Consider the following 23,175-nt stretch of genomic DNA (forward strand, 5'->3'; position numbering starts at 1 on the left):
ATCATCTGAAGGCTTTTTTGTTACCCTATCGACAGTTAACTAAGAAACGAAAATTATTGAAATAATTTTTTGCATTCAACATCTTCTCAGAAACTTTCCGCCGTGAGAAAATTTTCGAGATTGAATTGAATAATTTCATATAATAGAAGTCATCTTTTTTTATTGAAGGATCTCCACGTTATTTTATGTAAATATAGTTTGTCTACAATCTAAAAGATGGAAAGAACCTTCCCATCTTTTAAACGTCTATTCTTTAAAAACCAAACCAACCTTTGAAAGTATCCCAGGCATTTTTTGCTTTTCCAGGAATATCTGCTTCATCGATGGTTTTCTTGGCATCATCTACGATACCTGCAGCGCGTTCTTTGACCGTATCAAAGAAGCCCTTGTCTTCTTCTGGAGTCTCTGTTTCTGTTTCTTGGCCGACAGGAGCAATGCCATTTTCCTCGTAGGAATTTTCTACATGGTCAAAGCTGGTTCCTTCTGTATATGGAAGGACGCTATTGGCTACATTTTGGAAGATCACAGAGGCCGTCTCTGCACTGGTCCCTGTCAAATAGTGGGTTTCATCCGTCTTAGGGAATCCTAGCCACTGACTAATGACCACATCTGGCGTGTAGCCGATGACCCACTGGTCGCCAGAGAGGTCGGGGTTGAAGTCTGTTTCAGTCGTTCCTGTTTTACCAGCCATGGTATAACCATACGGTGCTGCGTTGACACCCGTTCCGTTGGTAAAGGTTCCCAACATCATATTGGTCATCTTCTTATTGGCTGAGCTGCTGAGCACTCGTTTTGATTTCTGACTGTGGCTTTTCACGACCTGACCGCTAGCATTTTCAATCTTGGTAATGAGATGGGCATCGTTCATTACTCCATCGTTGGCAAAGGTTCCATAAGCCTGAGCCATTTGAAGAGGGTTGGTCGTCACGCCTGATCCCAGGGCTACTCCGAGAGATTTGTCCACATTGTCCATGTTGAGACCAAATTTTTTCCCATAATCAAAGACAGTATTGAGCCCTAACTCATTGGCTGTCGCTACAGCTGGAAGGTTGAGAGATTCTGCCAAGGCTTGGTACATAGGAACGGTCGGGCTACCTTGAATGCCACCGTAGTTATCGACTGTATAACTGCCGTAGACTTTAGTCGTATTGTCCAATTCTTTGTTGGTCGACCAGCCGTTGGCAACAGCTGGACTATACACGACGAGAGGTTTAATGGTAGAACCCGGACTTCTCGCAGATTGAGTCGCATAGTTGTAGCTTCGGAAGCCAGCATCTTGGTCACTAGCCACGCGTCCAACGATCGCCCGCACTCCTCCGGTCTTAGGATCCAGGGCTACACTACCAGATTCTGCCCGTGTACCATCTTCAGCAACAGGGAAGAGATCTACATTGTCGTAGATGACCTGCATGCTGGCTTGGTAATTCTGGTCCATCTCTGTATAGATCCGGTACCCATTCTTGATGATATCTTCTTCTGTTAGACCATATTCGTTGACAGCCTCGTTGATAACCGCATCGAAATAGGACGGGTAGCGATAATCTTCTGACTTGCCTTCATAGGCATCCACCAGTTGGCCATGAATATCGACTGCAGCGGATTGATCTGCTGTGGCTTGGTCGATATAGCCAGCTGCGACCATATTTTGTAGGACCGTATTGCGACGATTGGTTGCGTTCTCGACAGAATAAAGGGGGTTATAAATTTCTGGCCCCTTGAGCATACCAGCGAGGACAGCCGACTGATCCAGAGTCAACTCACTAGCGGATACACCAAAATACTTCTTAGAAGCATCTTCAATCCCCCAAATCCCATTTCCAAAATAGGCATTATTGAGGTACATGGTCAGGATTTCTTTCTTACTATACTTTTTGTTAATCTCAAGGGCTAGGAAGAACTCCTTAGCCTTCCGCTCAACCGTCTGATCCTGAGAAAGATAGGCATTTTTAGCCAACTGTTGGGTGATCGTCGATCCCCCACCTGAGCGACCAGCAGTCAAAATCGCCAGGAAGAAACGACCATAGTTAATCCCACTATTTTTGTAGAAACTCCGGTCTTCCGTCGCAACAACCGCATTTTGTAAATTTTCGCTAATGGCATCTAACTCAACGTAAGTCCCTTTTTGTCCTGTTAGGCTTCCTGCTTGGTTCCCATCTTTATCATAGATGATCGTGGTTGCCTTGAGGGCATTTTGCAGATCTGCTACATTGGTCGTCTTGGCTATGTAGAAAAGATAACCTCCGACGACGAGACTAAAGGTCAAGCCAATCAGTAGGAAGATCTTGGTCAAGTGATACTTGCGCCAAAAACGTCTGATCGGATGTTGGGAGTGAGATTTTCTCCGTGACTTCTCAGAGCGGCTATAGGTTGGAGCTTGCTCCTCCCCGTCCGTTGATAACTCAACCTCTTCCGCAATTTTCGTTGGTTTTTTTTCTCGTTGGAAATGACGAATCATTCCCTCCATTAATTCTTTTAATTTGTTCATAGTCCCTATTTTATCACCTTCCTAACGTCTAGACAAGAAAGACCTTCGCAAGAAAGGATGCTTTTAGCTTTCTTTAAGGTTACCGTCAAGTCCACTCTATATAGGGTTTCAGCATCTTGTTCCTCCCTCCCCCTTCCTCCTCATTCTCGCCTTTTCTTTCCACCCGCTTTCTGATACAATAACACTATGCATTATACTATAACGATACCAAACGCCTTGCCCGCCATGACGGTCAAAGAGGCCCTAGAAGATTACTTTCTCATCCCACGAAAGATTCGTCATTTTTTGCGAACCAAAAAACATGTCCAAGTCAATGGGGAGACTGTCCATTGGCAATCCATGCTTAAGGCTGGTGACCAACTGACCCTCACCTTTGATCCGGAAGATTATGAAGAAAAGGAGATCCTAGCAGGGGATGCTAACCTAGTCCAAGCCCTCTATGAAGATGAGCATCTCATCATCGTGAACAAACCGGAAGGCATGAAAACGCACGCCAATCAACCAGATGAAATCGCCCTCCTCAACCACGTCTCCACTTATGTCGGGAAGACCTGTTATGTAGTCCATCGCTTAGATAAGGAAACCAGTGGGGCTCTGGTCTTTGCCAAGAATCCCTTTGTTTTACCCGTCCTGAATCGGCTGTTAGAAGACAAGAAAATCCAACGAGACTATTGGGCCTTAATCCTAGGCAGCTTACCAAAAAAGCAACTGGTTTATAAGGACAAATTGGGACGAGATCGCCACGATCGACGCAAACGCATTGTTGATCCTCGAAAGGGCCTCTATGCAGAGACCCATGTGACTAGCTTAAAGACTTTCAAACGCACCAGTTTGGTCAACTGCCAGCTCCAGACAGGTCGCACCCACCAGATCCGCGTCCACCTCTCTCACCATGGCCATCCAATCGTGGGGGATCCGCTCTATAACCCCGAAAGAGCTCCTCGCCTCATGCTCCACGCCCACCGCTTGCGACTCACCCATCCCTTTACCTTAGAAAAAATCCAAGTTGAGGCTCCTTCTGCAAGTTTTGAAAAGGGATTAAAAGAGCAGATATCTCCATAGAGCAAAATTCCTGATGTTTCTAATCTAGTGGACTAGAAGAAGCTTTCAGTTTGAAGACAAAGTCATTTTTGAAAAGCATCTAGCTGTTTTATGTAAAAAGAAAGATTGTCTACATCTAAAAACACAGAATCAAATAGATTCTGTGTTTTCTGTTATTTCTGCATGCTTCCTAGTTTGTCGTTTCTTCACTTGCGACTGGACTGGTTTCTGTGTTTTCTGACTCTGGAGATGGAGTCTGTGCAGGGTCTGAAGCTTCTTCCTTATTAAGACTAGGATCGCTTGTGGCAGGACTTTGAGGGGCTGGGGCTGCTTTGTCTGCTTCCGCCACTGCTGTCGATGGCGCCGCTAGCAAATCATCTCGAAGAGCTTGAATCGCCTGTAACAAGGCTTTCTTGTCGCTCTTCGGATCAGCTAGTTGATCAAAGAGGGCTTCCAAGCGTTCAAACTGAGCATCACTGGCCCCTTTTTCAACCAATTGTTGGTGGAGAGCAATCAACTGGTTATAAATCTCTTGATAGAGGGCTACGTCTCCCAGTTGAGGTTCTTCTGTTTTCTTTTGCTTTTGTTGTTCAATCGTTTCACCAACTTCACGCAAAAGAGTTTTCCCAGTTGTTAAAGCCTTGTCAGCATCTGGCTCTTGGCGCACCTGTTCCAAACGCTCTTCAAAAGCAGGACGCTTACTTTCTTCTACCTGTGGCAAAAGAGAAGTGATTTGGTCGAAAAGCGCTGTTAAGAGATTAGAGCGTTGACGAGACTCTGTCTTTTCATCCAGGTCACCGTAGACCCCCTTGAGGAAGTCGTAAACAGCTAGGTTATAGGATGGAGCATCTGCCCCCTTTTGATCCAGAACTGTTTTTTCAATTGGATAGGTAGGAGCATTTTCCTGAGACACTACTTGGTCAATGGCTTGCTTGGCTTGGTAAAGCTCCATGAAATGGGCTTTTGAGTCCCAAGCTTCTTCAAAGGCCTGAGCTCGGTAAAGCTTCAAAGCAAGGTCTGCTGCTGTCGCCCGTAATTCTGGCGTCAAGCGCGCATCGCTTAAACTTTGGTAGAAATACTTGAGGTAGTCTACCGAAGTCACACCAGTCCGATCTTGCATCTCCTGAATGGCCTGAAGCAATTTTCCTTCTTGCTCCAATCGTTGGCTATCCTTGGCCGTATAGGCTTCCTGCAACTGAGCCACGAGGCTTTCTTTTTTGAGTTGGAAGGCTTCGGTATCTAGCAAGCGAACCTGTTCCAATAATTCCTGGTAGCGACGGTCCAAGGCCGTTTCTTCTTTCGGTTTGACTTCCTGGGTCGCGTGGATATATTCCTTGTCAACTTGCTCAAGACTAGCCAAGTATCCTGCTGTCGAATTGCTTGGGAAGTTTTTAACAGTTTCTAAGAATTGACCCAAGTTCAACTCAATCCGTCTTTGTTGCAGAGGATCGGATGCGTATAAAGTCCGACTTTCTGCGAGGAGTTGGTTGACCTTGTCCTCTACAGCTTTCTGGTCCAAGTCACCTTTCTGGTAAGCTGATTGGATGGTCGGTAGACGATGAGCCAGGTAGTCCGCCAAGCCTGCTGAGCGCACCTTGATATAGTGGTTATGGTCCCCGTGTGGAATGACAAACTGACCATTCTCGATTTGCATCGTATAAGGGGAAATACCAGAGCGAAGCGCTGTTGCATAGAGCTCATTAATAAAGTCTAGCTCAGGATTTCCTGTTTCAAGTGGAATCCGGACATGCTCCTTCCGAACTGCATAAGGGTGGATATGGGTTGGATCGTATTCTTGGTCTGGATTGTTAAAGACAAAGAAACCATTGGAAATCTTGATAGCTTCCCGAGGGACGCCGTAAGTTTGGCTAATATATTGGATTTTTTCTTCATCCGAAGCATCGCGCGAATAGGTCGCCACATCATCTGTCAGTGGTTGCCCCTTGTCCTCTTCCTTCTTACCAGCTAGCACTGCCTCTGCAGCAGCGATTTCTTGAGGTGAGAGATCCTTCTTGTAGAAGTAATGGGCATGGTCTCCGTGAGCGACCATATAACCCTCGTCATCCTTGCTGATGACATGATCTGCATGGAAACCATGATCATGTTCGCCTTCATGATGATGGTCATGATCGGCTTCATGGTCCTCATGGTCATGCTTGTGGTTAGGATCTTCCTTCTCATGGTCGTGGTCCTGATCGACTGGCTTTGTGTCTGGACTTGAAGGTTGAGTTGGCTTTTCTTCAGTTGCGACAGCCCCAGTTTGAGAACGGAGGACTTGATACTGGCGTGCCAATTCCCGCTCTAAAGGCGAAAGCACACTATAAGGGATGAAATGGAAGTGATCTCCATGCGGATACACCACTCCTTGCTCTGTCCATTTGGTAATTTTGCTTGGATCAAAGACAGAACCATCTGACTCAACATGGCGCTCTGAAAGCGGAGTATGCTGTAACTCTTCCTGAAGACTTTCCAGACTACGTCCGTCTGTCGTCACTGTTGGGTGGGTAAGAGGAGTGGAGAGCGCTGGAGTGACAGGTGCTGGAATTGGCTGATTCGGATTAACCGGTGCAGTCAGCTGGATAGAAGGAGGCAATACAGGTTTCACCTCATTTTTTCCACCTCTACCATTTAAGATAGATAAGGCAGCCGCTAATTCTCCAGCTGATAAGGCGCTCTTCGGAATAAAGTGGTAATGCCCACCATGAGGCACGATAAAGCCATCCCCGGTATCAGAAATCACATCCCCAGGATGGAAGACATAGCCGTCATCTGTCCGGTAGCCAGCTTGACTTGGCTTGACTCCGGCTGTTAGACTAGCGACTGTTTTACCTTCTCGTAGGGCCTGACTCGGCTGACTGAAGTCACGAGTTTGCCCAGCTTTTTGGGCACCCTCTTTCGAACCTGAAACTAGCTCTCCTTTTTTCTGTTGGGCAATTTCCTCCACTGAACGGACATTCAGCGTATGTTGCGGATCAGTTAGATAAAGGTAGTAGGTTCCATCCTTCTTGATAATATAGCCATCTCGCACCTGTGTGACAATGTCCGATTGCTGCAGTTGGTAAGAAGGGTCCCGTAAAATCAGCTCCTCACTAAAAATCGCATCATAAGGGACCTTGCCATTGTAGTAATGGAAATGATCTCCGTGGGAAGTCACAAAGCCCTCGTCAGAAATCTTGACCACAATCTGCTCTGCCTGAGTCTTTTCCTTCGAGTTGACGGATTCAATGCTTTCTTCCTGTTTGTTTGAGTGGCTAGCTGACTTTTTCTTGTCTCCTTGTAAATACTGCACCTGATTCTGACTCTTTTTGTCTTCCTTGACTGGTGCTTGTTGACTTAAGGCATAGGCACATAAACCCAAACCTAGGGTTGCTACTAATCCAATTGTTCCTTTTTTCTTCATTCTTCTACTTACTCCTGTAATTCTTTCGCTAAACTCGCCATATTTTCTTCTAGGTTCTCCAAGAAATCTTTGTTATTTTCTGGATCTGCTTCGAGAGGATCCAAGACCTTCACTTTTGCCCCTGTCGCCTTGGCAATGCTATCGGCCACCTTAGACGAGGTATGCTTCTCAACAAAGATAGTTTGAACTTGATAATCCTTGACAAACTGCTGAATCTCAGCCAATTGACGGGCTGTTGGTTCCTGCTCAGGCGAGATCCCTGCGATTCCTAATTGTTTCAAGCCAAAGCGCTTGGCTAGATAAGAGAAGGCTGTATGCTGAGTCACGAAGGTCTTTTGTGTCGCTTTTTCAAAGAGAGGCTGGTATTTAGCAACCAAAGCCTCACAACGTTTTTCAAGCTTTTTGGCATTGGCCTCATAATAACTTCTGTTCTCTGGATCGATGTCTCCCAACTCTTTGGCGATGATCTTTCCTTCCTCGGCAACTTTTAGTGGATCCATCCAAGTATGAGGGTCATACAAGTGCTTTGCATCCTTCCCTTCCGTATCCTCAATATCTTCTAAGCCAGAGACCTTATCCAATTCCATTCCTTTGCTGGCTTCGATGACCCGCAGTTTCGAGTCTTGCAAGCTAGGATCTAGACGTCCAGCCCAAGATTCGAGTGTTTGAGAATGGTAGACGAAGACATCCGCATCATAGATCTGGGCTGTCTCCTTGGCCGAAGGTTCGTAATCATGAATCCCAGCACCTGACTGAACCATCCAGACCTCGTTTCGATCGCCTGAAATTTCCTTCACCAGGGAATAGACAGGGTAAAAACTCGTCACAATTTTAAGCCCCTTTTTAGTAGAGCCAGCTCCCGAACTCCTCTGGCTCCCACAAGCCACTAGCAGCAAAAGGCAGATGAAACCTATTCCTAAGACCCTTAGTTTCCTCCCAAACATGTATAAATCCCTTCTTTTCCTTAATTGGTTTATTAAACAGTTAATTAACTAGTTAATGATAACGCTAATTTTTTAGTTTGTCAAGAATTTTTTTGTATTTTTTATCACACAGAAAAAAGAGGCCCCCTTAGGAGCCTCTCAGATTGAAGACAAAGCAATCTTAAAAACTTTCCACTGTGAGAAAAGTGCTAGAAACAATTGTGTTTCTAGCACTCGGGAGTTTTGATAGTAAAACAGTTCAGGAAACTGTTTTAGCCTGAGCCTAAAAAATGGGATGCAAGGGGTTCAAAAAGAATTGAACACGGGCTGCGGATCGTGTCAAAAAGATAAGTCTTCCTAGAATCCAAAGATTCAGCGTCAAACTTCCTATTTTGACTTTATCCGCGAACGCCCTTTGTATCTTGATTTAACCATGCGCTTATTTTTTCTTCTTTTTAAGGAGATAAGCTGCACCGCTTGCGACTACAAAGGCTAATACCAAGCTAATCAAGGAGATGGTGGTTCCAGTGCTTGGCAAGATACCAACCTTCTTACCTGGTTTTTTAGGTTCTGGTGTCACTGGCTCTGTTGGTTCATGTTTATTGGTCAGAACAACATTACCTTGACCGTCATCTGTTTTCGTCACTTGGTAACCGGTTGGAACATCTACCTCTTCCACCGTATAGGTGACAGCTTTGCCCTTGACATTCTTGTCTAGATCCGCAAAGGTATGAGTCCACTTGTTCTCAGCGGACAACTCAATGACGTCACCAGACTTCTTACCGTCCGCATATAGCTGCACTTTCACACTCTTCGGACGAAGGCCATCTTTGTCCTCTTGGTCATCCCACTGTTTGGTTACAGAGAGGGTTTTCTTACCTGGAGTGTGCGTATTGGTAATAGTATAGCTTTCTTGGTCAATGCTTGGTGAATAGTTATTAACCTCTACTTCTTGAAGGGTGTAGACGATTTCCTTGCCATCCTTAAACTTAGAAAGGCCAGTAAAGGTTTCTTTCCAATCAGTCTCGCTTGTAATATCTTTGTGAGCCACTTCTCCACCATTGGCTAGAAGCTTCACAGTGATCTTAGCCGGACGTAGACCATCTTGGTTGTCATTGTCCACCCAGATCTTAGTGACTGGAATATCCACCGTACTTGGAGTGTGCGTATTGGTCAAGACGATATCGCCCTTCTCCTTGCTCTCTTCTGTTACGGCGTAACCTTCTGGGACAGCCACTTCTTTCACAGAATAATGAATCTCTTGTCCGTTTACTTTTTCAGCAAGTTTCTCAAAGGTATGAGTCCATTTATTGTCAGCAGACAAGACAACTTCCTTGCCTAGCTTTTCATCACCCGCATACAATTGGACGCGAATTTCTTTTGGACGTAGGCCATCTTGGTTATTAGCGTCATCCCATTTCTTAGTGACCTTAACCTGAGTGACAGCTGGTTCATGCTTATTGGTCAAGACAGGATGTGCTGGATCCTTGTCATCAATTGAAAGGGTGTAGCCTTCTGGGACATTCTCTTCTTTCACAGTGTAGTGAATGGCCTTACCGGCTGCTTTTTCATCAAGATTTTCAAACGTTCCTTGCCATTGATTCGCTTCTGACAATTCAAGGGTCTGGTCTGTAGCAACTCCATCTTTATAGAGTTTGACTGTAATTGTCGCTGGGCGAAGACCATCTTGGTTATTACCATCTTCCCATTTCTTGGTTACTTGAACTGTCGTCTTAGAAGGAGTGTGCGTATTGCTAATCACTACCTGACCAGGATTGGTCGCTTCTACCGTTTGAGTATAGCCTTCTGGAACTTCTGTTTCTTTCACGGTATACTGAACAGCTTGACCAGCTTTTTTCTCATCCAAATCAGAGAAGGTATAGGTCCAGTCGTTGTCTGCAGAAAGTTCTACCTCTTTACCTGATTTTTGGTCATTCGCATAGAGTTGAACCTTGATGCTGTTCGGACGAAGCCCATCTTGGTTTTCTGCATCAGCCCACTTCTTGGTTATTGTCAAGCTAGTTTTACCTGGTTTGTAGGTGTTGGTGATGGTTGATCCTTCGATAGCTGTCGAGTAGTTGGCAACTGTATCTTCTGTTACCGTATAGACTAGTTTTTGACCATTCTTGTAGACTGGTAGGTCTGTGAAGCTATGGCTCCATGTATCTCCCTCACCAGACAGAGTAGCCGTCTGTACTTCTTCTCCGTTGGCTAGGAGATGGACCGTGATGGTTGATGGACGGAGACCGTCTTGGTTCTGAGCATCGTCCCAAACTTTTTTCACGCTTACTTCTGTAGTTTCAGGAGTGCGCTTGTTGGTAATAGTTGCTTTTCCATCGACGAACTGAGCTTCTTGACTATCAGCTGTATAGTGAGTCGGTACCTTGACTTCTTTTACAGTATAGGTAATCACGTTGCCGTCATTGTCTTTGTCCGGAAGAGCGCTGAAGGTTACTTTCCAGTCATTTCCTGCTGAAAGGGCTACTGGTTTGCCTTCTGCTGTTCCATTCTTGTACAATTGGAATTCAATCTTTTCTGGACGAAGACCTTCGACGTTGTCTTGGTCATCCCAGACTTTTGAAGCTTCTAGATCGATATAATGGATATCTTTCTCATTGGTGATCACTTTTGGTGAAGCTTTTGAACCAGTCGCTTCGCCATCAATCGTGACATGATAGATTTGCTGATCTGCATCGTAAGTGACAACGACTGTATGCTCTGTCTCATCCAACTTGTAGTTGTTTGGAGCTTTCGTTTCTTTAAGAGTGTAAGTTCCTTCTGTTAGAGTGGTGAAAGCAAGGTCGCCATCCTTATCAGAAACTTGAGTTGCAAGGACAGCACCAGTCGCATCTGACAAGGTGAATTCCGCACCTGCTAAGCCTTTGCTAGTATCATCCTTGTCTACTTTCTTCACATGGAAGCTCGCCGCAAAGATTTGAGACGTTACAGTGTTGGATTCGCGGTTTCCATCATGTCCTTTGGCTCTATATCCGAATTGGTTATGGGCTTGAACGACACCTGAACGGCCACCATTGTCCTTGTTATCTTCTGTCCGTTCTAGCATCAACTGCTTGACTTGGTCAGTCAATTCGCTTGGGTTGACCACTGGCACCGCAACATCTACTTGGCTACGTGCACCGATAGTGGTTCCCTCATTCGCAACGACCTTAATTCCTGTTACCTTACTATAGTCTGTGACATCTGTTGACCAAATATCTTTATCGACAGCTTGAGCCATGGTCTTAGCTGTGACTGTGGCATCTGTTGTGTAGTATACTGTCCAACCTTCTGGAGCCGTCACTGGTCCACGGAGACTAACTGTGTATTCTGTCTTACGGGCTGAAGCATCCAGAGTATTGACGTCCCCAACTTTAGGAAGAACATCATAGATAACTGTATTTTCAACAGGGTTATCTGTATTGTTTTTAATCGTTAACTTGTAATTAAAGGTTTCCCCTGGTTTAAAGGTACGAGTTACTGTTGAAGCATCAGACAAGTCATCGTTCTTGGCGATGAACTTACGAGAATAAACTCCTTCAGCTGCGACAATGGTATAGTTGGATTCCGCATGAGGAATCTTATCCGTTGTCGAACCATTGTTGTTTAAATCATAGCTATCTACTGCAACTGTATTCGGGTTAGCAGTTTCTAGATCCCAAAGGCCTTCTCCTGCCAGATAGATATGGTTGGTAAAGGTTCCGCCATCAGCCTTGCCTTTCAGCTTGGTATAAATAAACGGCAAACGAACTTGACCACCAGTCTCTAGAGCACGTTTGATAAATTCCTTTTGATCCAAATGGATAATCAAGGCAGAACGTCCAGAGTTGTGGTAGTTTTCAATGACCTCATAGGACTTGTTCCAAGGGGCATAAAAACGAGTGTTATTTTTATCAAAATATTGATTTAGGTAATTGAAGTCAATGTCCAAGGTATTTGGATCAAAGAGATCAATAACACGCAAGTCCTTGTAATCCTTACCTGGATCCAAGCGAACATTTTCAGCAGATAGGGAGAAACGAATGGTTTTTCCATCTGTGAATTGGACATTGTTATAATCTGTATTCTTAGTCAGATTAACATTTTCTGTCAATGGAAGAAGTTTGAACTGCCATTTAGCAGATTGGTCTCTGTCTGCTCCTGATTGAGTTTTGTAAGTAATGCGACCAGTATTTTCATAGGCATTCTTGCTATCATCGTTCTCATCAATATGAGTCTTTTCTGGATCCTTGAAGGCAGTATAGGTAGAAATATAAATCCCTTGACCAGATGGAAGCTCGAAGTCATCTTTCATCTCCAGTCTCCAGCCGACGACCGTTCCATATTTGGTCAAATCAATGCTTCCAAATCCATCCTTGTCTGCCTCTGGTTGGATTTCTTTAGTTGAACCATCTTCCATGGTTAAGATGATGCGTTTCACATATTGACTGATCAGAGGTCCATTCCCATAGATCCCAATCATCATACGAGCATATTCAATCTTAGTAAACTTCAAACGCGAGTCTACTTGCTCATCATAAAAGACAACATTCTTTTGAGCAAATGGAGTGACGTTATTGTATTTCAAGAGCCACTTGTAGTTAGCCGCCTTGTAGTCTGTCGAATCGTAGACATTTCCTTCTGCTTGCTTAGCAAAGGCTCCTTTACCTTCCAAGTCACGTGAAGTGAGTCGGAAGATGAGAGAATCTTCAGCCGTTACATCCGGCTCTCCCTCACCACGTTCCGCAGGAATCCCCACGACAGACGCAGTATTGGTCAAATCTTTCACTAAGACATCTTCTAAGGTTTGGTCTTTTTCCATGACCAAATCAGGGAATTTCAAGTACAAGAAACTCTTGTCTTGAATTTTTTGCATCAAATCTGAGTGGTAACTTTGAACATTTTTATTTTCATCAGCTACAAAAGTTTTTGATACAGTACCATCTCCATTATCGACCCAACCTTCTGATTTTTCTGTATCTAGAACCGCTGTACGAGTTTTTCCATCTTTGTCCGTATAGGTTGGCAGCTTATCTGTGATCGTTGCAGATTCCAACTGACGATAGCTACCATTGTACTGGCCACGCATCCCATCTAACAAGAAGGCAAACGGAACGGAAGTAGCTTTTTCGATGTACTTTTTGCCATCTGCTCCAGTTACAATCCCTGGAGAGGCTTCCGCATAGTCTCTGGACATGGTCGCATCATAGTTCTGATTGACAAACTTGGTCAAGGTATAGTCCTTGTATTGAGGTTTCCAAGTAATACTATTTAAAGCAGTCTCAGCACCGTTGATATTGAGAGTACCTGTGATATCCATCGAGTAGTTGGTAGGAGGGAATCCTAACTTAAACTTGGCGATGAAGGGTAGGGTCAAGACTTCCGATTTTTGGTAGTTCGTAAAATGTAGGCTGACATGGTAGTCATCTCCCACCTTTGTCACTGTTGGTGCGTCATGTTGCGAGCTACTATTAAACTCGGGAACATTGACCTCATCCAAGTACTTCCCTGGAAGGACTAGATTTACAACCACGTCATTGAGATCTGTTGTCAGATTCTTAGGGGTAATCTGAATGTAGCCAGACATGGTATCAGATGTGTTATAGGCCATACCACCTGGATGTTCTTGCTTATCTCCATACAAGAGGCTAACATCTAAGGCACCATTATCTCCGACTGCTAGCTCTTGCGCCAGGGCTGTTACAGCACCTTGACCCATTTGACCCAGCATCATCAAAATGGTGAAGAGGGCAAACCCTTTTTTCAAAAAGGTTTTCCATAAGGATGATCTCCTGTTCATTCTTTCATCTCCTTTTTATCATTTTGAACCGCAAAAGTTCCTCTCTCCATTTTTATCACATATAAGTCAATTAAGCCAACGATTATATAAAAAGTGTCGCTAAATGAACAAATGAACCATCTAATGTTTTTGTTTTTTTAAGTTTTCTTGATTTCTGCATCAACCAGCCAATTTAGGTTAAGTCCTCCAAAAATATGTTTGCAAAGATCTATTATATGGCTCCAGCCCTTGTTTTCATAGCTTTTTTATACCCTTCTCAGTTACCTTTAAATAGTTGCATAGATATATTTAGGGTGTTTCTGAGTTTTAATATTGATTTCTTGTCTAACGACTCCTCCTATCATCAAAGGGATGCAAAAAACCAGCCCCTTCATAGAGCTGGTTGTCTTTCTATCCTAGAAAAGTCTTTAGGCAAAAATGCTGAAAACCATGTAGGTTAATTATAACGTGGTGTCGCAAATCCGCGGATATTACCGTGTCCGATACGGTAAACATTGCGTTTTACAGTTCCAGCTTCACCTGAATTTCCTTCGATTGTATGAATCAATCCATTTTCAACATATTCAACAATCCCAATATGATCCGCCCAACCATCATTTTGTTGATAGTCTTGGTCCCAGTTAAAGGTGATAATATCACCTGACTTCGGTGTAGAAGCCCCGTCTTCATTCCAAATACCAAGGTTTTTAAAGATTTGGATGTGGCGTTCTACTCCACACTCACGACCAATCAAATGGCTAAGCCCTTCGCGTTGGAAGACGGTTGTGACAAACACATCGCACCAGTCATCCGTACTCTTCACCGGATATCCAACTGGCAACGGATAAACGCTATTGTAATCTTTAACCAATTTTAGGTGCTCAGGAGTTCCAGTCTCAACGCCAATCAGGCTTGTTGCAGCTTTTAGAACTCGACCTAACTGACCGTCAGCCTCTCTTGCAGAAATATGCTTCAGATAAAGCTGATTTCTAGTTACAAAGCTCTTGTTCTCTACCTGTACAGTTGTCGCTCCAATACCAACACGACTATCGTCCCCCTGGATATAGTACAGATGAACATGGTATGTACCTGTCGAGAACTTGTGGTCAGAAGCCTTCACGCTTAACTTGTAAGTCCCATCCGATTGACGAATCGCTTCATACCAAGCCAAATCATCTTGACCATTCACATCAGACCAGGTAGGAACCTGTACGGCACGAACACCTTTTGGACTATAAACATTGCTGATAATGACATCGAAAGTCCCATTATCCTTGTTATTGTTTTGGATTGTGATTGTACCAGTTGGAGTTGTTTTCTGAACTTCCACAACAGTCTCTGTAGCATAACGACGTCTATTATTTTGATCCAGATAATGAACGTGTACTTGGTACTGACCTAAAGTATTCTTATGATCACTTGCCTTTATAGTCGCTCGATAGGAACCATCACTTTGACGGACAGCCTTATGCCAGATCAAATCATCTTGACCTCCTTCTACACTCCATGATGGAATTAGTACTTCCTTGAGACCTGTTGGCGCAACTACATTACGAACAACCGCGTCAAAGGTTCCTGTACTTGAATTATTATTCTCGATCGAGAGTGTTCCACTTGGTTTAACCTGACGTACTTCTGTAATTGTTTCTGTCACATAATTTCGATGATTTTTAGCATCTATAAAATATACGTGAACATGGTATTTACCTATGTCGTTCTTATGATCACTTGCTTTAATTGTCGCACGGTAGCTTCCATCACTTTGACGGACAGCCTTATGCCAAATTAAATCATCTTGCCAGTTCTTATCAGACCATGTTGGAACTAAAACTTCTTTCAAACCATTTGGAGCCACAACATCACGAATAACAGCGTCAAAGGTTCCTGTACTTGAATTATTATTTTCAATCGAGAGCGTTCCACTTGGCTTAGATTGACGCACTTCTACAACCGTTTCTGTAACATAACGGCGTCTATTTTCCTGATCAAGGTAATGAACATGAACTTGGTACTGACCAACTGAGTTCTTATGATCACTTGCCTTGATTGTTGCTCGGTAGGAACCATCTGACTGAAGACTTGCTTTATGCCAGATTAAATCATCCTGCCACCCTGCTACACTCCAAGACGGAATCAAGACTTCCTTTAAGCCAGAAGGTGATACTACATTACGAACAACTGCATCAAAAGTTCCTGTGACTTCGTTATTATTTTCTATACTTAAATCTCCTTGAGGACGATTTAGAGTACTAACTGTCCGGCCAGATGGGGCCTTGGAACCCGCACTATAGAAAGTAGTAGTTCCAGTTACAGGTTTCGTAGCTGACTCAGAAGATGGGGCAGTTTGTCCTTCTGAGATAGGCTGTGTTTCTTCCTTTGGTTCGTCTGCCTTCGTAACTTCTGAGCTAGTGACTGGAAGCTCTGTTACTGAGGCTGGCGCCACATATTGATGAGCCCCTACTTCTTGTTTAGCCTCAACAACCGGTGCTGGGCTAGCTTGTGTCGTAACTGCTTCACTTTCAGTGACTGCCGATTCTTTCACTCCCACTTCATCGGCATTGGCAACTTGGACAGATGCAGCTAGCAATACAGCTGCACTGGCAAAATAAATGAAATCCTTTTTTCTCATTTCCATTCCTTTAATCATATTTTATACTTTTCCTATTTTAGCATACCGAGAGGGATTCGAAAAGGTTTCTAGGCGTTTTTTCTACGGAATATAAAAAGGAAGCCTTTTCAGACTTCTATTTTACAATTTTATTCAAGGCATCTATTAAATATTGTCCCCCTCTAATCCCTTTTCCAACACGCTTGGCATTATCCACCAAGTTTTGGTAATCAGTATCAGAGAGTTTGTCGATTGTCACCTTCAAATCGTGTAGCGACTCTACTGCAATCCCACAGCTCTTCTCAAGCACAAAGTGAGACAGAGCTGACTGTTTCCATACTACAAGTGGGAAACCCGATGCTAGGTAAAGTGACGCCTTATGAGAGTTGTTATAGCGAAGGTACTCGCCAAAGACACCACTACATGTCTCAGCACTATCACCATCCCAGACAAGCCCAAAACCACCCTCGAGGGCTGCAGGAAGCTCATCAGGTAGAAATGATCCAAAGTATGTCTCATTCGCAAGAGCTCTGCTCTCATCGAAACCAACACCATAAAGGTTATAAGCAGGTTCTGCAGGAAGTGAGTAAAGATAACCAGCTTTTTCTTGTGCCAGATTACCAGCCACAATAATTGGCTGATTCTTACTTAGACCTGTCTTCTCTTGGAAATTTGGAATCAAATAGTCGAAAATGCCAAGGCTAACAATCTTATCTTCCGCAATCCCTTTATCCACCAAAACAGATTTCATAATTGGATTGTGGGCGATGATACCATCAGCTGCACCAAGAAGACCTGATTCTTGAATCTGAATACGAATCTTATGCTTTAAAGGGAAATTTTCAACATTGACATAACGAAGAGCTTCTAAATCGTGGATAATAAAATTAACTTTTACCCCTTTTTTCTGCGCTTTCTTGACATGATGTGTCGTAAAAAAGCTATGGTGAAGCATTGGGAATTGAATAAGCAATTCATCTCCTTGTTGCAATTGATCCAAAGCCTGACCAAAAGCCTTTGATTTATGAAGCTGTGCTTTAACAGTGCTCATCTCGTACCAATTGTCAACTGAAAGAACCAAGGCCTGATAGCCCTCTCTCTTTACAATTTCTTCAACGTCATTACGAGCCTTGTTACCCGCATTTTTTACATTGTTATCGTGTAAAAATTCTTCTTTTAAATAGTATTTCATCTCTTATTTCTCATTTTTCAAAAGCTGATTTTTCAGGATAGTATTCATTCAAGATTTCCTTGAAACGAATGATATACTCCTCTTTAAAGTCAATATCATCATTCACACAAAGCAGTTTTTTACGCTTATCTTTAAAGATACTTTCTAACCTATCTACTTGATTTAAATCTATCGACACTCCAAAATTCTTTGGCATAGGATAAAACTGATTACTTTCAATTTGCCAATGCTGACAGATATATTGATTAACATCTACTCCATAATCTCTAAGTTGATTACGTGATGTTTTATCTAAAGTTTCCCCTTCAATTTCCCATAAATGTGCCAAAGTGCTTTTCTTCATTGGAACAGGTAAATGTTGATTCACGTATCCCGTCGGACCCCAAGGCAGGAGTAACAAGTTTTTCAAAACTAGGGAACCATAACGGAAATTAAAGAATTTCCAAGGCGAAGATTTCAAAGCCTTTTTATTAGGAAAATGGCGATAAATTAATTCAACATTATTGTGATAAGTGTTCGTAAACGGCGACCAAGGAACCAAAGCATCGTATACTGCTAAAAGCTTGGGTTGTCCATTCTTATAAAAATCGGAAGGTTGACTGTCTCTAATCAAGTACATATCATCATTGAAATAGAGATAGTTTTCCGACAAGCCTTCAATCCGATGGAGATTAAGTTCAATCGCCGCTGAATTATAAGTAGGCAGATACTCTTTTGGCATAAATTCTTTATGAGTGACCAACTTGAGCTTTGGATGCTCCAAGTTCAACCATTCCGGTTTTTGTCCATTGGTGACTAAGTAAACATGATTGACCCAAGGAGCATGCTTTTCAATCATTCGAAACCAATAATTAAAAATGCCGTAATCACGATAACGTTGCTCTCCGTCGATTTCTTGGTCTATTTCTGACATTTGACCTGTCATGGCTTGTTTCTCGCAGATAAACTCAGGATCACTTCCGTCGACCCAAAGAGCTACGATATCAATTTTTTCTTGTGTCATTTAGTAAATTCTTTCTCAACGACTTCTAGAGCACGCTCAATAACCACGTGCATGTCGTAGTATTTATAGTCTGCCAGGCGTCCACAGAAGATGACCTTGTCATTTTTAGCTGCTTCTTCTTGGTACTTGGCAAACACAGCGTTATTCTTTTCATCATTGATTGGGTAATAGGGTTCATCCCCCCGTTTCCAGTCGGCTGGGTATTCACGGGTGATGACTGTCTTTGGTTGAGTTCCATACTCAAAGTGCTTATGCTCGATGATCCGAGTGTAAGGAATCTCACGCTCGGTATAGTTAACCACGGCATTCCCTTGATGGTTTTCCTCATCCAAGACTTCGTGTTCGAAGCGCAAGCTACGATATTCCAGTTCCCCATGTTTGTAGTCAAAGTACTGGTCAATCATTCCTGTAAAGACAACTTTATCAGCTGATGCTTCAAGCCCTTCACGATTAGCAAAGAAATCAACTCCAAGTTCTACTTCAACATCGCCTAGCATGTTTTCAATGATGACGTTGTAACCACCGATTGGAATCCCTTGGTAACGGTCATTAAAGTAATTATTATCAAAGGTCAAACGAACTGGAAGGCGCTTGATGATAAATGGTGGAAGGTCTGTTGCAGAGCGTCCCCATTGTTTTTCTGTATAGCCCTTGATCAATTTTTCATAGATATCTGGACCAATCAACTTGATGGCTTGTTCTTCCAAGTTTTTAGGCTCAACATCTTTCATATCAGCCGTTTGCTCAGCAATCTTGTCCTTAACTTCTTGAGGAGTCTTAGTGCCCCACATAGCATAGAAAGTGTTCATGTTAAATGGAAGATTGTAAAGACTGCCCTTGTAGTTAGCAATTGGTGAGTTGATATAGTTGTTGAATTCAGCGAACTGATTGACATAATCCCACACTTTTTTGTTTGAGGTATGGAAAATGTGGGCACCATACTTGTGAACATTGATCCCTTCAACTTCTTCACAGTAGATATTGCCACCAATGTGGTCCCTCTTATCAATGACTTTTACTTTTTTACCACGCTTGGTCGCCTCATGAGCAAAAATTGCCCCCGACAAACCAGCACCAACAATCAGATAATCGTACATTTTGAGCTCCTATTTATAATTTAACAATTCGATTGAAAAAAGGAATTTTTATTAGTATTCCAATCACAATGAAACTGACACTTAATGTGAAGATGAGAAAAAGCAAATATGCTCCTACAAAACTAAATCCTACTAATTTCTCCCATACTTTCATAACATATGTATGTATAATAAAAACACCCATAATTTGATTAGAAAGATAAATTATCCATCTATTCTTATCTGTATTTAAATCAAATGTTAGTACGGTCAAAAAAATTCCTAAACTTACAATTTTCACAAAAATACTATCATAAAAATATTCAGCATAAAGATTATGGTGAATACCCTTCGCTAGCACATATAAGATAAATGGTGAAATAAATAGTAAAACTAAAGTTACTACTTTCATCCAATTCTTAAAGCAATTTCTTAGAGTTGCTAAGTTAAATTGCGCTATAAAACCACCTAAAATATAGTAGAAAAACCAGGTCCATAATCTAAATGTCTGTATAACATAAACTTGCACTGGCTTTTGAAGTAAATAATTTGTCAGCTCAAGTACAAAACCGATAATTACTAAGAGAGATAGAGCCAACAAATACCGATTTTTTGATTTTAAAAATTTTTTCAAAATTGGTAGACACAAGTAAATAAGAACTAAAGCACCAAAAAACCAAAACTGGAAAAAATAACCTCTTTGTAATAAAGAACCCAAAACTTTTTTTATTGGGTTTTGTGAAAAATCCCTCTTATAAATCCAAATGATTAATGTCCATACTGATACTGTTACAAGAATCCATTTTATTTTTTGTAGGATGTATGAATAGCTTATTTCATTTTTTCCCAATAATAAATAGCCATTTACCATAAAAAATAGTGGAATTGAATAGGTACCTAAGTAATATAAATATGTTAAATAATTCCAAGATTCGGCTTCTTTAAATCCTGGCATTGTAGTATGGAGTATTATAACTCCTATACAAGCCACAATTTTAAGGAAATCTAAGTTTAAATTTCGTATTTTCTTCATTTCGATTGTTTCCCTATTATTTGTTTTATTTCACCCATATTTACTACTCTAAGACATACTACTGTGATAAGATAAATCAATCCGCCAAGCACCGCATAGACTAAAACATTTAAAGTTGGTGTCAAATGTAATATCGGTTTTATAAGTAATAATAAAGCATACATAACAGCTGAAGCCAAAAAAATCTTCATCATTGGACCCAGAATCGGCACTTCTTTAAGATAAGTTCGTGTGAAGTAGAGTTGAATCCCCCATACCAAGGCTTCTGTCAACACTGATACAATCGCTGCTCCAATAAAGCCCATTTTTGGTAGGAAGATGAGGTTCAATCCGACACTGACAATGGCAGGTACAGTGGTCGAAATCATAAATTCTTTATTTTTATTATGAGGGATTAGAATTTGAATCCCCATGATATTGGTCCATCCGATAAAGAACATTCTAAAAATCATGATGGCAATGGCATAACGCGCATCCTGGAAGTCCTTCCCTAGGAAGAATTGAACAAAGTCATCATTGACGATTAACATACCGGCAATGATGGGAAAAATGACCAAATTATAAATCAAAAAGGACATTTGGTGCATCTTATTAACCGCCTTATGGTCCCCTGAGGATAAGAGGCTCGATACCCGAGGCAACATGACGCTGCCCAGTGAGGTCACTAAAGTCAACAAAATATTGACCAGTTTTAAGGCCTGGTCATAAATCCCCACATCCTTTGTAGAGGCAAGAGCTCCCAGCATAGTCCGATCCAAGGTGACATAGAGGGAAATAGCAATCTGCGGTAAAAAGAGCAGAATGACTGGCTTTAAATGTACCCGTGCATAAGCCATATCAAAATGGGCTTTCCCAATAAATTCACGAGCGGGTAGCCACATGCTCAGCTGACCTAAGAGCTCAAAGATGGTTAGTAAGAATACATAGAGATACAGATCATTGGCAGATTTGACAAACAAGAAGATGGAGATGACTCCAACCAGTTTGACCGTGATATTCCGAACCGTAATCTTGCGGAAGTCCTCTAATCCCTGAAAAAGCCAGGAGATATCGAGTCCCTTAGAAACCAAGCTAAGTCCTAGGATATAAGCGACAGGATTTTGCATGGAAGGTAGGGCCACACATAAAAGAACATAGAGGGTAAGGGATAAAATCGTAGCCCCCAATTGGAGGGTATAAATCCCCCAGAAATTCTTTTGGATATCTTTTCGGTGTCCCGAAATCTCTTTAGTTCCATAATTGGCCACTCCCAAGGTCGCCAAAAGGATAAAATAGGTAACAACGGAGTTGAAATAGCCATAGGTCCCCAAGTCATTTGAACTAAAGACCCTCGTCACATAAGGGGTGGTGATAATCGGCAAGATAATCACCAGTAACTGGTAGGAGAGATTATAGGCGTAATTTTTAAGAACTTTCATAAGGATGTAACTCGTCTTAATCTTTCTTTTTAACTGGACTTAACTCATTTTATTCAATTTTATTATCTGGATTCATAATAAATAATCGACTTATAAACAAAATTAATGGGGAGTAGCGAAGAACCAACATCTGAGGATCAAACATACCATGGATAATCATAATTCCTAAACAGGCAAGTACGATATCTTTTCGAATGGATACAAAATATTTCATAACTTTTGTAAGAGCAAACAACATAAAGGCACTGACGATTAAACCATCAATAACCAACAACTGAACAAATGAGCTATCAATGAAATTATAATTACTTGTAAAATTCCCAAATAAATCTAATGTAGAAAAAGATATTCTTTGCCCAAACAAAAGGACTCCAAAATTTTGAAAACCTTCTACACTAAGCCGTAGTCGATTGTGAGTGAATTTATCCACGAGGTGGAAGAGATTTCCAGATGAATAAAAACAAAAATATAATAAGATAATTAAAGCAATTATAAAACCATAATTTGCGATTATCTTCATCCCGAAGTTTTCTATAATAAAATCTTTCTTAAAGATTTTGACACTAAACAAAGTATAGGAAAGTAGCAAAAGACTTAAGTAAAATGGACTAGTTGTCGAAGTTTGTTGATACAAATATATCGTAGCCGAAAGTAAGGCTAGCAATTCCATATAAGAAATTTTTTTACCACGAAACATCAGATAGCTACACAATGCAAAAAACAATCTCTGTGAAGCAAATGAAACATAGTTAAACCCTAGACTAAAACGATAGCCACCATCTGCCCTCATAAACATATTGGAAATCACGCCCTTGTTGCTAGCAAAAATTGTCAAAACAAGGACTAGAAATGTGGCAAAAGAGAAAGTTCCCAATAACTTCCTAAAATCTATATCTCTAGCAGAAAAAACTAATAATAACACGTTTATGTCAAGTAAACCATCACGATTTTTTGAAACTATCAACATCGAAAAGAGGAATGCAAGTGCTATCAACAGCGATTTCCAATGAAATCTAAAGTAATACAAGGTCTTGGGAAGAGTGATGAACTCTTTTATTAAAATCATGACAATTGTAAAATAGAGGAGCATCCTATACAGGGATAGAAAACCTTCTAATCGAATAAAATAGGTAGTTGTGACTAATGATGCGACAACAACCCATATAAATAAGGTAAATAAATAAATTTTTTCAGAGATAAAACGATTGTTCACCACTATAGTCTTCCAAACCTTTCATTCA

The 23,175-nt window shown here is 41.8% G+C and carries 11 protein-coding genes and 1 pseudogene; 1 reads left to right on the forward strand and 11 read right to left on the reverse strand.

Annotation, left to right across the window (positions count from 1 at the left end; genetic code table 11):
- Positions 1–253: 253 nt before the first annotated feature.
- The gene (gene pbp2a / locus AC3E8G_RS05865; protein WP_490677239.1) at positions 254–2,485 is read right to left on the reverse strand and encodes a penicillin-binding protein PBP2A; all 2,232 of its coding nucleotides are present in this window, start codon (positions 2,483–2,485) and stop codon (positions 254–256) included.
- 186 nt (positions 2,486–2,671) lie between these two features.
- Here pbp2a and AC3E8G_RS05870 point away from each other — a divergent pair, with 186 nt between their 5' ends.
- Entirely contained in the window at positions 2,672–3,547 is an 876-nt protein-coding gene (locus AC3E8G_RS05870; protein WP_490677240.1) for an RluA family pseudouridine synthase, read from the forward strand.
- An 826-nt stretch (positions 3,548–4,373) separates the two neighbouring features.
- Here the strand turns inward: AC3E8G_RS05870 and AC3E8G_RS05875 are convergent.
- The 10 genes and pseudogenes from AC3E8G_RS05875 to AC3E8G_RS05920 form a co-directional block, all read right to left on the reverse strand.
- Positions 4,374–6,926: pseudogene (locus tag AC3E8G_RS05875) on the reverse strand (pneumococcal-type histidine triad protein); the annotation flags it as partial.
- A gap of 8 nt (positions 6,927–6,934) precedes the next feature.
- A complete protein-coding gene (locus AC3E8G_RS05880) occupies positions 6,935–7,870 on the reverse strand; it encodes a metal ABC transporter solute-binding protein, Zn/Mn family (protein ID WP_154857090.1) in 936 nt (311 codons plus the stop codon).
- Positions 7,871–8,288: 418 nt separating this feature from the next.
- Entirely contained in the window at positions 8,289–13,625 is a 5,337-nt protein-coding gene (locus AC3E8G_RS05885) for a Cna B-type domain-containing protein (RefSeq protein WP_154857088.1), read from the reverse strand.
- A 436-nt stretch (positions 13,626–14,061) separates the two neighbouring features.
- Positions 14,062–16,233, reverse strand: coding sequence for a GBS Bsp-like repeat-containing protein (locus AC3E8G_RS05890; protein WP_154857086.1), 2,172 nt, complete (start codon positions 16,231–16,233; stop codon positions 14,062–14,064).
- 115 nt (positions 16,234–16,348) lie between these two features.
- The gene (locus AC3E8G_RS05895) at positions 16,349–17,404 is read right to left on the reverse strand and encodes a glycosyltransferase (protein WP_154857084.1); all 1,056 of its coding nucleotides are present in this window, start codon (positions 17,402–17,404) and stop codon (positions 16,349–16,351) included.
- A 10-nt stretch (positions 17,405–17,414) separates the two neighbouring features.
- Positions 17,415–18,407, reverse strand: a complete 993-nt coding sequence (locus AC3E8G_RS05900; RefSeq protein WP_154857082.1) for a Stealth CR1 domain-containing protein — start codon at positions 18,405–18,407, stop codon at positions 17,415–17,417.
- Positions 18,404–19,504 (reverse strand): UDP-galactopyranose mutase, encoded by a 1,101-nt coding sequence (gene glf, locus AC3E8G_RS05905; protein ID WP_154857080.1) that lies wholly within the window; start codon positions 19,502–19,504, stop codon positions 18,404–18,406. Before glf ends, AC3E8G_RS05900 begins: the two co-directional genes overlap by 4 nt.
- Before the next feature lie 13 nt (positions 19,505–19,517).
- Positions 19,518–20,516 (reverse strand): acyltransferase, encoded by a 999-nt coding sequence (locus AC3E8G_RS05910; RefSeq protein ID WP_154857078.1) that lies wholly within the window; start codon positions 20,514–20,516, stop codon positions 19,518–19,520.
- A complete protein-coding gene (locus AC3E8G_RS05915) occupies positions 20,513–21,934 on the reverse strand; it encodes a flippase (protein ID WP_154857076.1) in 1,422 nt (473 codons plus the stop codon). Before AC3E8G_RS05915 ends, AC3E8G_RS05910 begins: the two co-directional genes overlap by 4 nt.
- 49 nt (positions 21,935–21,983) lie before the next feature.
- Positions 21,984–23,150: a polymerase gene (locus AC3E8G_RS05920; protein WP_233331809.1), complete on the reverse strand. Its 1,167-nt coding sequence runs from the start codon at positions 23,148–23,150 to the stop codon at positions 21,984–21,986.
- Between the last annotated feature and the right edge of the window lie 25 nt (positions 23,151–23,175).

Source organism: Streptococcus sp. SCPM-O-B-15294 (M123) (assembly GCF_058200455.1).

What these genes read in the sequence shown, in the direction of transcription:
- pbp2a (WP_490677239.1), bottom strand. Translation starts at nt 2,485, where the DNA reads ATGAACAAATTAAAAGAATTAATGGAGGGAATGATTCGTCATTTCCAA.
- AC3E8G_RS05870 (WP_490677240.1), top strand. Translation starts at nt 2,672, where the DNA reads ATGCATTATACTATAACGATACCAAACGCCTTGCCCGCCATGACGGTC.
- AC3E8G_RS05880 (WP_154857090.1), bottom strand. Translation starts at nt 7,870, where the DNA reads ATGTTTGGGAGGAAACTAAGGGTCTTAGGAATAGGTTTCATCTGCCTT.
- AC3E8G_RS05885 (WP_154857088.1), bottom strand. Translation starts at nt 13,625, where the DNA reads ATGAACAGGAGATCATCCTTATGGAAAACCTTTTTGAAAAAAGGGTTT.
- AC3E8G_RS05890 (WP_154857086.1), bottom strand. Translation starts at nt 16,233, where the DNA reads ATGAGAAAAAAGGATTTCATTTATTTTGCCAGTGCAGCTGTATTGCTA.
- AC3E8G_RS05895 (WP_154857084.1), bottom strand. Translation starts at nt 17,404, where the DNA reads ATGAAATACTATTTAAAAGAAGAATTTTTACACGATAACAATGTAAAA.
- AC3E8G_RS05900 (WP_154857082.1), bottom strand. Translation starts at nt 18,407, where the DNA reads ATGACACAAGAAAAAATTGATATCGTAGCTCTTTGGGTCGACGGAAGT.
- glf (WP_154857080.1), bottom strand. Translation starts at nt 19,504, where the DNA reads ATGTACGATTATCTGATTGTTGGTGCTGGTTTGTCGGGGGCAATTTTT.
- AC3E8G_RS05910 (WP_154857078.1), bottom strand. Translation starts at nt 20,516, where the DNA reads ATGAAGAAAATACGAAATTTAAACTTAGATTTCCTTAAAATTGTGGCT.
- AC3E8G_RS05915 (WP_154857076.1), bottom strand. Translation starts at nt 21,934, where the DNA reads ATGAAAGTTCTTAAAAATTACGCCTATAATCTCTCCTACCAGTTACTG.